Raw genomic sequence first — 15,986 nt, 5'->3', positions numbered from 1 at the left:
TAAAATTATATAAAAAGGATATGATTAGTGTTTAACCGCCTTTTCAACTTCTGCAGCTTTTTGAGCGGCTTTATCTGCAGCTTCGTTAGCAGCATCTTTTACATCGTTACCCGCTTTTTTTGCAGCATCAACTCCGTCTTGTCCTGCTTTTTTGGCAGCTTCCATACCTTCTTGTCCTGCTTCTTTTACTGATTCAGCAGCATCTTCGGCAGCTTCCATGGCATTCTCGCTTGCTTCTTTAGCAGCATCCATAGCGCCTTCACCAGCTTCTTCCAATTCTTTACCGGCTTCTTTTAACTCTTCTCCTGCATTCTCTAATGCAGCTCCAGCTTCTTCAGTTGCAGACTTGGCTTTGTCCGCAGCATCTCTACAAGAAACAGACATACTAAGTGCTAAAATTGCTAATGATCCTAAAATTACTTTTTTCATTTGTGTAAACGTTTAATGGTTAATTGTTCGCAATAATATACGTGTAATTTTAACTTTTGGATGTTCAACTTGTTAATAAATGTTCTAAACGGTGGTTTATAAGCATTTCAGTAGGTTCAATACACTCCTTTTTGCTCAAAATTTTATAATTTTGCAGCCTTTAAAACCCAGTACTAGAAGCATTTTGTATGAAGTTCGCAGAATATAAAGGATTAAATTTACCAAAGGTAGCAGAAGAAATACTTGACTATTGGTCAGAACATGCCATTTTTGAAAAAAGTATATCAACTCGTGAGGGTAAAGATAGTTATGTATTCTATGAAGGTCCTCCGTCGGCTAACGGAATGCCGGGTATACATCATGTCATGGCTCGTACCATAAAAGATATCTTTCCAAGGTATAAGACCATGAAAGGTTATCAAGTAAAACGAAAAGCGGGTTGGGATACCCACGGTCTACCGATTGAGTTGGGTGTAGAAAAAGAACTTGGGATTACAAAAGAAGATATTGGGGTAAAAATATCTGTTGAGGAGTATAACGCTGCCTGTAAAAAGGCAGTGATGAGATACACTGATGTTTGGAACTCAATGACGGAGCAAGTTGGGTATTGGGTTGATATGGAAGACCCTTACATTACCTACAAGTCTAAGTACATGGAGACGGTCTGGTGGTTGTTAAAGCAGATTTATTCAAAAGGATTAATATACAAGGGATATACCATTCAGCCGTACTCGCCAAAAGCCGGTACGGGATTAAGTTCACATGAACTAAATCAGCCGGGTACCTATCAAGATGTGACGGATACTACGGTTACCGCACAATTTAAAGCAGTAGAAGAAACCTTACCGGATTTTTTACAAAACGAAGGTACTGTCTACTTTTTAGCTTGGACGACGACACCTTGGACATTGCCCTCTAACACTGCGTTAACTGTAGGGCCAAAAATTGATTATGTGTTAGTAGAAACGTATAATCAATATACGTTTGAACCTATGAACGTTATACTTGCCAAGAATTTGGTAGGGAAACAATTCTCGGGTAAATACAATCAGGTGTCGGAGAAATCGGATTTGTTGTCATATGCGTCTGGTGATAAAAAAATTCCTTTTTATGTCGTTAAAGAATTTAAGGGTAAAGACTTATTGAACATTAAGTATGAGCAACTGTTAGATTATGTGTTGCCATATGAAAATGCAGAAAATGCATTTAGGATAATTGCTGGTGATTTTGTTACAACAGAAGATGGTACAGGTATAGTGCATACAGCTCCAACTTTTGGTGCAGATGATGCTTTTGTAGCAAAACAAGCAGTGCCGGAAATTCCGCCAATGTTGGTATTGGATGAAAACAGTAATTTAGTGCCTCTAGTAGACTTACAGGGAAAATTTAGGCCAGAGCTTAAAGAATTGGGAGGTAAGTATGTTAAAAACGAATATTATGAAGATGGTACCGCACCAGAGCGATCTGTTGATGTTGAGATCGCTATTAAATTAAAAGAAGAAAACAAGGCATTTAAAGTTGAGAAGTATGTGCACAGTTACCCAAACTGTTGGCGTACGGATAAGCCTATTTTGTATTACCCGTTAGATTCTTGGTTCATTAAGGTTACTGATGTTAAGGATCAAATGTTTCAATTGAACCAGACGGTCAACTGGAAACCAAAAGCAACTGGTGAAGGTAGATTTGGTAATTGGTTGGCGAATGCGAACGACTGGAATCTCTCAAGGTCAAGGTATTGGGGAATTCCATTACCGATCTGGAGAACTGAAGATGGCAAAGAAGAAATAATTATAGGTTCTGTAGCAGAATTGAAGTCGGAAATGGATAAAGCTCTGGAAGCAGGAGTTTTAGAAAAGGATATTTATGCAGATTTCGTTGTAGACGATATGTCCGATGAGAACTATGATAAAATAGATTTGCATAAGAACATTGTAGATCAAATAACTTTGGTTTCGGCTTCTGGTAAGCCTATGAAACGCGAAAGTGATTTAATAGATGTTTGGTTTGACAGTGGGTCTATGCCTTATGCCCAATGGCATTATCCGTTTGAAAACAAAGAATTAATAGACGAAGGAAAAACGTTCCCAGCAGATTTTATTGCAGAAGGTGTTGATCAAACACGTGGTTGGTTCTACACCTTGCATGCTATTGCAACAATGGTTTTTGATTCGGTAGCATATAAGAATGTTGTGTCCAATGGCTTGGTTTTAGATAAGGAAGGCAAAAAAATGTCCAAAAGATTGGGTAATGCCGTGGATCCATTCGATACCATGAACGAACATGGTGCAGATGCTACAAGATGGTACATGATAAGCAATGCAAACCCATGGGATAACCTAAAATTTGACGAGGAAGGTATTGTAGAGGTTAAACGTAAGTTTTTTGGTACCTTATATAATACATATTCTTTCTTTGCGCTATACGCAAATCTAGATCAGTTCACATACTCTGAAGAAGATATTCCTTTGGGCCAACGTACAGAGATCGATCGTTGGATTTTATCTGAACTTAATTCACTGATTAAAGTGGTAGATAGTGCTTATGAGGAGTATGAGCCTACACGTGCGGCAAGGGCTATCTCAGAGTTTGTACAGGAGAATTTAAGTAACTGGTACGTGCGTTTATGTAGAAGACGTTTTTGGAAAGGCGAATATGCTGCAGATAAAATTGCGGCCTATCAAACACTATATACCTGTTTAGATGTGGTGGCAAAGCTTTCTGCGCCTATATCTCCGTTTTTTATGGATAGGCTATATTTAGATTTGAATAAAGCTACGGTTAAAAAAGGTTTTGAAAGTGTGCACTTGGCAGATTTTCCAGTAGCGGATGAATCTGTAATTGATGAAGGTCTAGAGGTAAAAATGCATAAAGCACAAATTATATCATCTCTGGTATTATCAATTCGTCAAAAAGAAAAAATTAAAGTACGCCAACCATTACAGAAAATCATGATTCCTGTTCTTGATGCCAAAGATCGAGAAGAAATAGAGGCGGTTTCAGAATTAATTAAATCTGAAGTTAACGTTAAGGAAATTCAGTTGTTAGATGATGCTTCAGGTATATTGGTAAAACGTATTAAGCCTAATTTCAAGACTTTAGGTCCTAAATTTGGTAAAGAAATGAAGCAAATTGCCCAAGTTGTCAATGCTTTTGAGCAGAATGATATCCAAAAAATTGAGCAAGATGGCGAATTAACAATCCAATTAGAAAATAAAAGTATTACTTTACAGTTACAAGATGTAGAAATATCCTCTCAAGATATTGAAGGGTGGATGGTGGCAACATCAGGTAAATTAACTGTAGCTTTAGATGTTACTATTGATGACAAATTAAGAAATGAAGGTGTCGCAAGAGAACTTGTAAATAGAATTCAGAACATTAGAAAAGATTCAGGTTTTGAAGTAACGGATAAAATTGCGGTTAAAATATTGAAAGATGGTTTTGTTGAAGTAGCTATAGAAGATAATATTGAGTATATTAAAACAGAAACTTTGACGGCCGAATTAAATTTTGAAGAAAAGTTGGATAAAGGCGTTGAAATTGCTTTTGACGAGGTGAACACTAAATTGTTTATTGAAAAACATTAAAAGATGGCAGAAGATTTAAAAGTGAGATATTCTGACAAGGATTTGGCAGAATTCAAAGAATTGATCGAAGAGAAAATAGAGAAAGCTAAAAGTCATTTAGAGCTGTTAAAAAGTGCTTATATGAATGATGGTAATAATGGTACAGATGATACTTCACCTACCTTTAAGGCTTTTGAAGAAGGGTCAGAGACTATGAGCAAAGAAGCTAATACCCAGTTGGCTATTAGGCAAGAGAAATTTATTCGTGACCTTAAGAATGCAATTTTACGAATAGAGAATAAAACCTATGGTATCTGTCGTGTAACCGGAAAATTAATCAATAAAGAAAGATTAAAACTGGTGCCCCATGCTACTCTAAGTATTGAAGCAAAAAATATGCAATCATAATTAAAACGCCTTTAGGGGCGTTTTTTAATAGCTGTAGTTTTGAAAGGTTTTATAATTAGTTGCCTACTATTATATTCTTTTGCGGTCAATGCACAAAAGAAATTGTATAAAAGTGTATTGGACGATCACATAGAACTAATTCAGGTAGATGCTACCAATTGCTTTATTGTTGAAGTAGAAACAAGCAATGATAACCAAATTACCGTACAGACCGAAATAGAAGGCGAGTATAGCCAAGATTTAGGAATTGAAGTGTTGACCAATGGCAATACCCTTTTATTAGATACGGGTTTTACTCCCAATTTTAAAAATCCGAACGATAAATTAAGTGCCCATAAAGTAATATCGATAGCCATAAAAATTATAATGCCGATTCAGAAAAAATTGGAAGTTTTTGGAACAAATGCAAGGGTAGTTGTGGAGGGTGCTTATAAAGAAGTTAATATTTCTTTATCAGATGGGGCGTGCTTTTTAAATAATGTATTAGGAAGTACTAAAGTGAAAACTCAGAGTGGTAATATTAGTGTTGTTGCAAAAGCTGCGAATATTACAACGGCCAGTAAATATGGTGACGTTTCTAGGAACCCTATTCCTTTTGGTACATCCTCTTTTTTGCTGGAAACCATTACCGGTAATATACTTTTAAGTAAAACCGAATAATATTTATATTTTTGCGCTCATTGATGAAAGCCCATGAACATTAAAAAATCCGTATTGTTTATTCTATTGATATTGATAATTGATCAATGGAGTAAAATTTATATCAAAACCAATTTTGTATTAGGAGAATCTGTAGAGGTCTTTAGTTGGTTTAAAATATTATTTATTGAAAATGAAGGTGCTGCATGGGGCGCGAAGCTAAGCGATGTTTTACCTATTTCAGATAATATAGGAAAATTGGTATTGACCATTTTTAGGCTATTTGCTATTTTGGGAATAGGATATTGGTTGTTCGATGTCATCAAGAAAAAAGCTTCTAATACATTGATATGGGCAGTATCCTTAATATTTGCCGGCGCATTGGGCAATATTTTAGATTCAGTATTTTATGGAGCCATATTCAATGAAAGCTATAATGAAGTGGCTACCTTATTTTCGGACGAGCCCTACGGTAAATTGTTTTACGGTAAGGTAGTAGACATGCTTTACTTTCCAATGGTTGATTCTACCTGGCCCACTTGGATGCCTATGGTTGGAGGGCAAAATTTTAGATTTTTTGAACCAGTGTTCAATATTGCCGATACGGCAATAAGTACCGGTGTAGGTATTCTTTTGGTTTTTAATAAGAGGGCTTTCAACAAAGAAGAAAAGGTAGAGTCGTCCATCTCGGAAGAAAATTCGAATAGGACTCAAGAAGAGGTAAATGAATAGGATTTTAAGGGTGTTACGCAGTAATCTAAAGGAATATCTGTAGTATCCACGTCATCAATTTCAATTTCGGCCTCAAAAAAAGACAGCCCTATTTTAATTACATCCTCTCTGCATTCGCTTAAAAAGCGGTCGTAATAACCTTTACCATATCCAATTCTATTTCCGCCTTTATCAAAGGCTAATAATGGTATAAAAACAACGTCAATTTTTTTTGGTTCAACGGTTATGCCATCAATGGGTTCAGGTATATTGAGTGTGTTGGTGGTGAATTTAGTGTTGTCCGTAAGCAAATAGTGCTCTAATTCTGTAGAAGAAATTATTTTAGGGACAATTACGTTTTTATCAAGACCTAAAAGAATAGAGATAATGCCTTCAGTATCTATTTCTGATTTTTGTGCTATCGGCAAAAATATATGAAAGTATTGCATATCCCAAATTGGCAATTTCAATACTGAATTTGCAATGGTAATGCTATTTTGAGATATTTCTGTTGGAGTTAGGGAACTTCGAAGTCTTGAATATTTTATGCGTAAATCTTTCTTCAACATAGTGAAGTGATTTTTAACGATAGATTTTTCAATCTATTCTTTACCTGCAACGGCAAAAAATACCTTAAAAAATAACATTAAAACAAGGTAAGTTCCTAAAGTGATGATATAACTATCCATAATCCTAGATTTGTAAATGAGCCAATAATTGTTGTTGTTGAGTTAAAAATAGGTAAAATAATCGATACTATATCTTTGAAATGCACATTTTTATCGTTGAAATGCACATTTTTATTATAAAATTAACATTATGATGCATATAAATAAACATTTTAGGTTTTAATTAACTGAAAACCATGTAGTTGCAGTAGTGTTGAATTTTTTTGGATTATTAATAATATAATTTCGAGTGGTTTTAAATTTCTAATTCTCAAAAAATTGTTTTAATAATTTCATATTCCTATTTAGAGGTGTGTTTTTATGCTTATAAGATTTATACGTTTATCAATAATATAAAGTGCCTATTATAGCCTAAATTAGTGGTGTAGAATTATGACAGATATTCCATTAAATATACAATTAAGCGCATTGCCTACTGGTCCAGGAGTTTATCAGTTTTATGATAGTAATGAAAGTATACTATATGTAGGTAAAGCCAAAAACCTTAAAAAACGTGTTTCTTCTTATTTTAATAAGAATCATGAGTATGGTAAAACACGTGTTCTGGTAAAAAAAATAAAGGCAATTAAACACATAGTGGTGCCTACGGAGTCAGATGCACTTTTGTTAGAGAATAATTTAATTAAAGAACTAAGACCTAGGTATAACGTATTACTTAAAGATGATAAATCTTATCCTTGGTTGTGCCTTAAAAATGAACGTTTTCCAAGATTTTTTCCTACTAGAAGGGTCATTAAAGATGGGTCCGAGTATTTTGGACCGTATACCAGTATGAAAACGGTAAGGGTGCTTTTAGATTTAATTAAAAGTGTATATCCTTTAAGAACTTGTAATTATGATTTATCGGCAGAGAAAATAAATGCTGGCAAGTATAAGGTATGTTTAGAATATCATTTGGGAAATTGCAAAGGTCCATGTGAGGGCTACCAAACAATTACGGAATATGATAGACAAATTGAAGATATTCGCGAAATTGTAAAAGGAAATTTTAAGTCTTCGTTATCCTATTTTAAAGGACAGATGAAAGCCTTGGCCGAAGAAATGAAGTTTGAAGAGGCGCAAAAAATAAAGGATAAAATTGATGTTCTCGAAAATTATCAATCTAAATCTACTATAGTAAATCCTAAGATCAGTAATGTTGATGTTTTCAGTATAGTATCGGATAATGCGTATGCCTATGTAAATTTTCTGCAATTGTCGCATGGCTCTATAATTAGGTCTCATACCATGGAGATCAAGAAAAAGCTTGAGGAGCAAGATGAAGATTTGTTAGAATTGGCAATTGTTGAAATCAGGGAGCGATTTAAGTCTGAGTCAAAAGAGTTATATGTGCCTTTTAAAATTGCGGTTTCTCCTGGTCTTAAGGTAACCGTTCCCAAACTTGGTGATAAAAAGCGTATTCTTGATTTGTCTGAACGTAACGCGAAGTTCTTTAGGCAAGAAAAGTTCAATCAAATTAAAATAATTGATCCGGATCGCCATACGAACAGGATTATGGCTCAAATGAAGAAAGACTTAAGGTTGTCTGCAGAACCGCGCCATATAGAATGTTTTGATAATAGTAATATTCAAGGTAGTAACCCGGTAGCGGCATGCGTTGTGTTTAAAGATGGCAAACCTTCAAAAAAAGAATATAGACACTATAATATAAAGACGGTTACCGGTCCTGATGATTTTGCCTCCATGGAAGAGGTAGTATTTAGAAGATACAAAAGACTACAGGAAGAAATGCAACCTTTGCCGCAACTAATTGTCATTGATGGTGGTAAAGGTCAGTTGTCGTCAGCGCTGAAAAGTCTTGATCTTTTAGGTTTACGAGGTAAAATTGCAATTGTTGGTATCGCTAAAAGATTAGAGGAAATATATTTTCCGGAAGATCCCATACCATTATACTTGGACAAAAAATCTGAAAGTTTAAAAATCATTCAATATTTAAGGAATGAAGCACACAGGTTCGGTATTACATTTCATAGAAACAAAAGGAGTAAGGGAGCTATTAATTCTGAGTTAGAAGGTATAAATGGTGTAGGAGAAAAAACAGCACAACAATTATTGAAAAAATTTAAATCGGTAAAACGTATCAAAGAAGCATCTGTTGAAAGTTTAAGTCAAGAAGTTGGTGCATCAAAAGCAAAGAAGATTTATGAGTCTTTTCGTCAAAAATAAAATGCTTGCAAGATTTGCGCTTATAGTGCTGTCTATGTTTTGCGCTACGGCACTGGTTGCGCAAAATGTAGATGTAGAAAAGGCTCCAAAAATAGGTTTGGTGCTAAGTGGTGGTGGTGCCAAAGGTATGGCACATATTGGAGCGTTAAAGGTTATAGAAGAGGCAGGTATAGAAATAGATTACATTGGCGGATCTAGTATGGGAGCAATTGTAGGGGCTTTATATGCTTCTGGGTATTCGGCGAGAGAGCTAGATTCTCTCTTTACTGTTACCAATGTTGGCTCTTTAATTCAAGATAACCTTCCAAGAAGCGCCAAAACTTTTTATGAAAAAGAAGATTCTGAAAGATATGCGCTTACCTTACCCTTTAAAAATTTTAAAGTTACCGTACCACCTGCGTTTTCTGGAGGACAAAATATCTATAATGAATTTGTGAGGCTTTTATACCATGTTAAGGATATAGAGGATTTTAATAAACTGCCTATACCTTTTGTGTGTATAGCAACAGATATAGAAACGGGTAAACAAGTTGTTTTAGATTCTGGTTATCTGCCAGAAGCAATATTGGCTAGTGGAACCTTGCCTTCTCTTTTTGAACCTACGGCAATTGATGGCAAGGTATTGATAGATGGCGGTGTTGTGAATAATTATCCAATTGATGAAGTAAGGGCTATGGGTGCTGGGTTAATTATTGGTGTTGATGTTCAGCATGACTTATCTGATCGAGATGCACTTTTGTCCGCTACCGAAATTTTACTTCAAATAAATAATTACAGAACCGTGGCCGATATGAAAATTAAATCGGCTAAAACGGATATTTACATAAAGCCGCAAATAGAAGATTACTCTGTTATTGATTTTAACAGGCTGTCAGAAATAGTTAAAAAAGGGGAAGACGCCGCAAATTTGAAAATAGATGATTTAAAAAAACTTGCCACAAGGGGTGTTGGTGAAAAAAGAACCATTCCGGTTGTTGGTGCGGCAGAAGAGCTTACGGTCAACAGATTGTTTATTGATGGTAATACAAATCATACAAGGGGGTATGTAAAAGGAAAATTAAGATTTAACTTAGATGAACCCATAGATTTTAAAAAACTACAACAAGGCATTAGTAACTTGTCGGCCACAGGCAATTTTAGAACTATAAAGTATAAATTATTGGACAATTTAAATGGCGGAGAAGATTTGATCTTGCCATTAGATGAGACCAGAAATACTTCCTTTTTGAGATTAGGTGCACATTATGATGATCTGTATAAAAGTGGGGCTATAATCAATCTTACCAAAAAGAGACTATTGTCAAAAGATGATGTGGCGTCATTTGATTTTATTTTGGGAGATAATATTAGGTATAACTTTGAGTATTATGTTGATAAAGGTACATATTGGAGTTTTGGTGTAAATTCTAGGTTCAATGATTTTGAGCAAGAAATCAACTTTGATCTCATTCAAGGTAATTTTGAAGTAGGTAATGGTACACAATTGAATTCTATTAATTTGAACGTATCGGATTTTACTAATCAATTGTATGTTCAAACAGTAGTTAAAGAAGAGTTTGCCTTTACCCTTGGTGGGGAGTTTAAGCATTTGCAATTTAGTACTAGAACATTTGGAGATGTAGACGATGACAGCTTGCCGGGTAATACGGCTAGTAATGGAAGAACTTATTTTGAAAGAAGTAACTATATAAGTGCGTTTGGAGCTTTAAAATTAGATACCTATGATGATAAGTATTTCCCATCTAGAGGCTTGTATTTTAATGGAGATATGCACTATTATGTTTTATCATCTGATTATAATAATAATTTTAAAGACTTTTCAATATCCAAAGCTAGAATGGGAATGGCGTTGCCCTTGGTGAGAAATTTATCTTTAAATGTAGAGACTGAGGGAGGTTTTAAGCTGGGCACCTCTAATGTTACCTCTTTCGATTTTATTTTGGGAGGCTACGGAACGGATTTCATTAACAATTTAGTTCCTTTTGTAGGGTATGATTTCATAAGTTTAGTGGGTAACAGCTTTGTGAAGGCATATGCTAGACTTGATTATGAATTTGCACCAAAAAACCATGCCTTGTTCACCGCCAATTATGCAAACGTAGACGATGATCTTTTTAGAACGGGAGATTGGTTTAAAGCGCCAACATATTCCGGTTATGGTGTGGGATACGGTTGGGAATCTTTTGTAGGCCCAATAAATCTAATGTACTCTTGGACACCGGAAGATGATCGTTCTCATTTTTTTGTAAGTATCGGGTATTGGTTCTAAAGTGAAATAAACGCTGTTGTTTTTTGAGTGAAATTCGACCTTTTCAAGCTAAAATTCTTAATGGATTCCCAATTATTAAGTGGAAGTGTGAATAACTGTTAAGTTTATCGTTAAAGTAAGTTAAACCGTACTTTGGGTAAGGTAAAGTGCCTTAAATTTACATCAGCTAAGGGGTGGTTCCCTTACAACTTTAAGTAGTGGTTTTTCATAATTTAAAGTTTGGTTGGTTATTTAGGAAAAGCCCAGTTTTTAAACTGGGCTTTTTTTATACAACAATACTTTGGAATAAATTTTGTTTAAGATATTGTAACTAAAGTAATGGGAAATTATCTATTGCTATTTTTACAATAAACTGCGAACTATGAAAAGATTAATTTTACTTGCTCTTATTATTTCCTCTTTTAGTGTGCAAGCTCAAAGTTCTCAATCTGCATTTAAAACTGGAGAATGGTTAAAGTTTAGAATGCATTATGGTTTTTTAAATGCCAGCTTTGCTACTTTGCAGGTGAATTCTGCCACTATAAACAATAAGCCAGTTTATCATGTAGTGGGTCATGGTGAAACCACGGGTGTTGCCAGTTGGTTCTTTAAGGTAGATGATACGTATGAAAGCTATTTTGATAAGGTAGATGGTAAGCCGTATAGGTTTGTGCGTAAAATTGACGAAGGTGGTTATACCAAAGATGTTGAAATAAACTTTGATCATGATACATCTAAAGCGGAACTTAATGATAAGAAAAACAAGAAAAAGCTTAATTTTACACTGGAGGACAATATACAGGATTTAATATCCGCTTTTTATTATTTGAGGAACAACTATGAAACGGAAGATCTTGAAATAGGAAAAGCTATTACCCTTAAAATGCTTTATGATGATGATGGGATCTTCAATTTTAAACTAAAATATTTAGGTTTAGAAGTGCTCAACACTAAGTACGGTAAAGTAGAATGCTTAAAATTTAGACCTTTGGTTCAATCGGGTCGTGTATTCAAGGAGCAGGAAAGTTTGTCGTTATGGGTGTCAAATGATGATAATAGAATTCCAATTAGAATTAAAGCAGATTTAGCGGTAGGTGCTATTAAAGCAGATTTAGATGGGTATAATGGTCTTAAGCATCAGTTTAAAATTATAATGGATTAACCCATAGATGGAAGATAAAGAGAAGATTAAATCCCAAATCTCTAAATTAGAAGAAAAATACAAGGATTCAGGGCAAGATCTTAGCTCGTATTTAGATGGCTTGCTACATCAGCGTTATTTAACGTATTGGGACTATATTCATTTAGACACATTGCTTAGTCTTCAAGTACCTAGAACTCATTTCCCCGATGAGGAAATATTTATCATGTACCATCAGATTACCGAGTTGTATTTTAAATTGATCTTACATGAACAAAAACAACTAGTAGATGATAAAAGTGGAAATCTAGATTTTTTTATTGAAAAAGTTAGAAGAGTCAATAGTTATTACAAAGTATTGATATCATCGTTCAGTGTTATGATAAAAGGTATGGAGCGTGAGCAGTTCTTGCAATACCGTATGGCACTTTTACCGGCGAGCGGGTTTCAATCTGCTCAATTTAGAATGATAGAATTGTATGCCACTCCTTTGGAAAACCTGGTACATGTATCAGATAGGGAGCAATTATCCCCGGGTGTCTCTATAGAAGATCTTTATGAACATATCTATTGGAAAAAAGGGGCAACAGATTTGGCTACAGGTGAAAAGACCTTGACTTTAAAGCAGTTTGAATATCGTTACACGCCTAGATTGATTAGAATTGCAAAACAAGTTGAGAATTCAACAATATATCATAAATACTTAAGTTTACCCAAAAAACAAAGAGAGGATCAAGCATTGATAGATGCGTTGAAAATGCTTGATATGAATGCCAACATTAATTGGCAGTTAATGCACATGGGTTCTGCCCATAGGTACTTAAGAAAAGAAACGGGAGATATTGAGGCAACTGGAGGTACAAATTGGAAAGAATATTTACCGCCAAGTTTCCAAAAAATAGTTTTTTTCCCAGAGTTGTATACAGAGCAAGAACTAAATAATTGGGGCAAACAATGGGTAGACCATATGTTAAATCCAGATAAATCAAGAGGAGAGTAATGCAGAAATATTGGGGTATAATCTTGGCTTTGACCGTAATGGTATCATGTAAAGATGCCGAAGTGCAAAAAAAAGATATCGCACAAGAAATAGGTGAAGTTGAAAAGCCGGTCTTAAATGAAAGATTTGGTTTTAATCTGGATGAATTTTATGTAAAACTAGATACCATTAAATACGGTGATAGTTTTGGTGAATTAATGCAGCAGCATAAAGTTGATTACCCTAAGGTGGCGGCTATTTCAGAAAACTTTAGAGATAGTTTTGACGTGCGTAAAATACGCGTGGGAAAACCATATGTTATTTTGCAGTCCAAAGATACCCTAGCACAGGCTCAAGTATTCATTTATGAAAATGACCCAATTAATTATACTGTGGTAGATTTGAGAGATACCGTTAAAGTATATAAGAATAAGAATAAGGTAAAGTATGTGCAAAGAGAAGTTTCGGGGGTAATTGAATCTAGTTTATCCGAAGCAATATTGCAACAAGGGGTAGATTATAATGTAACCCACAACCTGGCAAATGTATATGCATGGACTATTGATTTCTCTAGATTACAAAAGAATGATAAGTTTAAAATCATTTATAACGAGAAATATATAAACGATACGGTGTATGCAGGTGCAGAGCCAATTGAGGCTGCATATTTTCAACATAATGGTAAGCCTATTTACGCCTTTGCCTATGAAAACGATTCGCTAAGAAGTATAGTAGATTATTTTGATGAAAATGCAAATAATCTTAGAAGAACGTTTTTAAGAATGCCCGTAGAATATGGTCGTCTATCTTCTAGATATAATCTAAAGAGAAGAATCAAATATTATGGCTATAAATTAAGACCACATAAAGGAACGGATTATGCGGCGCCGATAGGAACCCCTATAATGGCCACTGCAGATGGTACTGTAGTAGAGTCTACAAGAAGGGGCGGTAATGGTAAATATGTAAAAATCAGGCACAACGGTACCTATTCAACACAATACTTACATATGAAGGCACAAAATGTCAAAAAAGGACAATTTGTACGCCAAGGTGATGTCATAGGTTGGATTGGAATGACAGGAAATACTGGTGGTCCACATGTATGTTATCGTTTTTGGAAAAATGGTAGGCAAGTAGATCCGTTAAAAGAAGAGTTACCGCAAGCAGAACCGCTGCACGACTCGTTAAAAGAAGATTACTTTACATATATATCAACATATAAAGAACAGTTAGATTGTATAATATATCCTAAAGTTTTATTGGATAACGAAGAGGACTTACTAACACTTAATCAAGAAAATGGCACTGAGTAAAATAAATCCGCAACAAACAGATATCTGGAAAAAATTAACTGCACACTTTGAGGAGACCAAAGGCACGCATTTAAGATCTTTATTTTCTTCCGATGCAAATAGGGCAGAGAAGTTTACACTTCAATGGAACGATTTTTTGTTCGATTATTCAAAGAATAGAATAACCGATGAAACTATGCAGTTGTTGCTGCAATTGGCAGATGAAGTAAATTTAAAAGGTGCTATAGATGATTATTACACTGGCGGTCATATCAATGAGACAGAAGGTAGGGCTGTGCTTCATACCGCATTGAGAGCAAAAAAAGATGATGAGGTGTTAGTGGATGGTGTTAATGTAATGCCAGAAGTTTACGAGGTTAAAGAGCATATTAAAGAATTTACCAATGCGGTAATAAGTGGTGAGTTAAAAGGTTATACCGGCAAACCTTTTACAGATGTGGTAAATATTGGTATTGGAGGCTCTGATCTTGGTCCTGCTATGGTAACAGAGGCGTTGAAGTTCTATAAGAATCACTTATCGGTTCATTTCGTAAGTAATGTAGATGGTGACCATGTTCATGAAATCTTAAAGAACTTAGATCCGGAAACTACCTTATTTGTAGTGGTTTCTAAAACATTTACGACACAAGAGACCTTGAGCAATGCTACCACCATTAAAAAATGGTTTTTAAAGCATGGTACTCAAGAAGATATTGCCAAGCATTTTGCGGCGGTTTCTACCAACAGCGAAAAAATTGCTGAGTTTGGTATAGATGCTGCCAATGTATTCCCTATGTGGGATTGGGTAGGTGGAAGATTTTCACTGTGGAGTGCTGTAGGTTTAACAATAGCATTGGCAGTTGGTTATGATAATTTTAATGCTTTGCTAGAAGGCGCCCATGAAACGGATGTTCATTTCAAGGAAAGTGATTTTTCAGAAAACATTCCCGTTGTCATGGCATTGTTGAGTGTGTGGTATAATAATTTTTATGGAGCTGAAACAGAGGCAATAATTCCTTATGCACAATATTTAAGTAGATTCTCGGCATATTTACAACAGGGAATCATGGAAAGCAATGGTAAAAGTGTAGATAGGGCGGGTAATGCGGTTAATTATGAAACCGGAACGATTATTTGGGGAGAACCGGGTACAAATTCTCAGCATGCGTTCTTTCAATTGATTCACCAGGGCACAAAATTAATTCCAACAGATTTTATTGGGTTTAAGTATTCTTTACATGGAGATAAAGATCACCATAATAAGTTGATGGCAAATTATTTTGCCCAGACAGAAGCATTAATGAACGGTAAGACAAAGGATGAGGTGGTCAAGGAATTGAAAGAAAAAGACCTGACAGAATCTGAAATAGACAAGCTTGCTCCGTTCAAGGTTTTTGCCGGCAATAAACCTACCAATACTGTTTTAATAGATAAGCTAACGCCAAAATCTTTAGGAGCTTTAATAGCTTTGTATGAGCATAAAATATTTGTTCAAGGAATAATCTGGAACATTTTCAGCTATGATCAATGGGGTGTAGAACTAGGTAAACAGCTAGCTGGTACAATATTAAAGGATATTGAAAATTCTGAAATTTCTGATCACGACAGTTCTACATTGCGACTTTTACAATATTTTAAGAAATAATTTAGAATACAATAAAGATTTTCAAAAAAGGGTAACTATTTAATTTTCAAGTAAATCGTGTATGGTTTTT

12 protein-coding genes are annotated in these 15,986 nt (G+C 34.9%); 10 read left to right on the top strand and 2 right to left on the bottom strand.

Annotated features, from left to right (window positions below):
* Positions 1-24: 24 nt before the first annotated feature.
* Positions 25-429, bottom strand: coding sequence for a hypothetical protein (locus VBZ51_RS07195; protein ID WP_071340602.1), 405 nt, complete (start codon positions 427-429; stop codon positions 25-27).
* 188 nt (positions 430-617) lie between these two features.
* On the opposite strand from VBZ51_RS07195, the gene ileS reads away from it, so the two are divergent.
* From ileS to VBZ51_RS07175, 4 genes are read left to right on the top strand one after another with little or no spacing between them, the layout of a single operon-like run.
* Positions 618-4,016: an isoleucine--tRNA ligase gene (gene ileS, locus VBZ51_RS07190; protein WP_348505785.1), complete on the top strand. Its 3,399-nt coding sequence runs from the start codon at positions 618-620 to the stop codon at positions 4,014-4,016.
* Positions 4,017-4,019: 3 nt separating this feature from the next.
* Entirely contained in the window at positions 4,020-4,403 is a 384-nt protein-coding gene (locus tag VBZ51_RS07185; RefSeq protein WP_058104814.1) for a TraR/DksA family transcriptional regulator, read from the top strand.
* Between the two features lie 39 nt (positions 4,404-4,442).
* Positions 4,443-5,063: a hypothetical protein gene (locus VBZ51_RS07180; RefSeq protein ID WP_083365579.1), complete on the top strand. Its 621-nt coding sequence runs from the start codon at positions 4,443-4,445 to the stop codon at positions 5,061-5,063.
* Between the two features lie 33 nt (positions 5,064-5,096).
* Positions 5,097-5,774, top strand: coding sequence for a lipoprotein signal peptidase (locus tag VBZ51_RS07175; protein ID WP_058104816.1), 678 nt, complete (start codon positions 5,097-5,099; stop codon positions 5,772-5,774).
* On the opposite strand, the gene VBZ51_RS07170 is transcribed toward VBZ51_RS07175, so the two are convergent.
* Positions 5,753-6,322 (bottom strand): 5-formyltetrahydrofolate cyclo-ligase, encoded by a 570-nt coding sequence (locus VBZ51_RS07170; RefSeq protein WP_210708907.1) that lies wholly within the window; start codon positions 6,320-6,322, stop codon positions 5,753-5,755. The two genes, VBZ51_RS07175 and VBZ51_RS07170, sit on opposite strands and share 22 nt — an antisense overlap.
* Before the next feature lie 492 nt (positions 6,323-6,814).
* Here VBZ51_RS07170 and uvrC point away from each other — a divergent pair, with 492 nt between their 5' ends.
* From uvrC to pgi, 6 genes are all read left to right on the top strand, one after another.
* Positions 6,815-8,608: an excinuclease ABC subunit UvrC gene (uvrC, locus tag VBZ51_RS07165; RefSeq protein WP_091608370.1), complete on the top strand. Its 1,794-nt coding sequence runs from the start codon at positions 6,815-6,817 to the stop codon at positions 8,606-8,608.
* 1 nt (position 8,609) lies between these two features.
* Positions 8,610-10,877: a patatin-like phospholipase family protein gene (locus VBZ51_RS07160; RefSeq protein WP_416576497.1), complete on the top strand. Its 2,268-nt coding sequence runs from the start codon at positions 8,610-8,612 to the stop codon at positions 10,875-10,877.
* A 361-nt stretch (positions 10,878-11,238) separates the two neighbouring features.
* The gene (locus VBZ51_RS07155; RefSeq protein ID WP_058104820.1) at positions 11,239-12,018 is read left to right on the top strand and encodes a DUF3108 domain-containing protein; all 780 of its coding nucleotides are present in this window, start codon (positions 11,239-11,241) and stop codon (positions 12,016-12,018) included.
* 7 nt (positions 12,019-12,025) lie between these two features.
* Positions 12,026-12,997: a tryptophan 2,3-dioxygenase family protein gene (locus VBZ51_RS07150; RefSeq protein WP_074670440.1), complete on the top strand. Its 972-nt coding sequence runs from the start codon at positions 12,026-12,028 to the stop codon at positions 12,995-12,997.
* Positions 12,997-14,292, top strand: coding sequence for a M23 family metallopeptidase (locus tag VBZ51_RS07145; protein WP_416576496.1), 1,296 nt, complete (start codon positions 12,997-12,999; stop codon positions 14,290-14,292). Before VBZ51_RS07150 ends, VBZ51_RS07145 begins: the two co-directional genes overlap by 1 nt.
* Complete coding sequence (pgi, locus tag VBZ51_RS07140; RefSeq protein ID WP_305521982.1) at positions 14,279-15,916, top strand: glucose-6-phosphate isomerase; 1,638 nt, start codon at positions 14,279-14,281, stop codon at positions 15,914-15,916. The genes VBZ51_RS07145 and pgi overlap by 14 nt, the downstream gene beginning before the upstream one ends.
* Positions 15,917-15,986 lie beyond the last annotated feature (70 nt).

The organism is Maribacter sp. HS (assembly GCF_048059195.1).
GTDB classification, from domain to species: Bacteria; Bacteroidota; Bacteroidia; order Flavobacteriales; family Flavobacteriaceae; genus Maribacter; species Maribacter dokdonensis.
This window is presented reverse-complemented; position numbering and strand designations above follow the sequence as displayed.

Coding starts and splice junctions, on each gene's coding strand:
- VBZ51_RS07160 (WP_416576497.1), top strand. CDS start 8,610: ATGCTTGCAAGATTTGCGCTTATAGTGCTGTCTATGTTTTGCGCTACG.
- VBZ51_RS07150 (WP_074670440.1), top strand. CDS start 12,026: ATGGAAGATAAAGAGAAGATTAAATCCCAAATCTCTAAATTAGAAGAA.
- VBZ51_RS07195 (WP_071340602.1), bottom strand. CDS start 429: ATGAAAAAAGTAATTTTAGGATCATTAGCAATTTTAGCACTTAGTATG.
- pgi (WP_305521982.1), top strand. CDS start 14,279: ATGGCACTGAGTAAAATAAATCCGCAACAAACAGATATCTGGAAAAAA.
- VBZ51_RS07145 (WP_416576496.1), top strand. CDS start 12,997: ATGCAGAAATATTGGGGTATAATCTTGGCTTTGACCGTAATGGTATCA.
- VBZ51_RS07185 (WP_058104814.1), top strand. CDS start 4,020: ATGGCAGAAGATTTAAAAGTGAGATATTCTGACAAGGATTTGGCAGAA.
- VBZ51_RS07155 (WP_058104820.1), top strand. CDS start 11,239: ATGAAAAGATTAATTTTACTTGCTCTTATTATTTCCTCTTTTAGTGTG.
- uvrC (WP_091608370.1), top strand. CDS start 6,815: ATGACAGATATTCCATTAAATATACAATTAAGCGCATTGCCTACTGGT.
- VBZ51_RS07170 (WP_210708907.1), bottom strand. CDS start 6,322: ATGTTGAAGAAAGATTTACGCATAAAATATTCAAGACTTCGAAGTTCC.
- VBZ51_RS07175 (WP_058104816.1), top strand. CDS start 5,097: ATGAACATTAAAAAATCCGTATTGTTTATTCTATTGATATTGATAATT.
- ileS (WP_348505785.1), top strand. CDS start 618: ATGAAGTTCGCAGAATATAAAGGATTAAATTTACCAAAGGTAGCAGAA.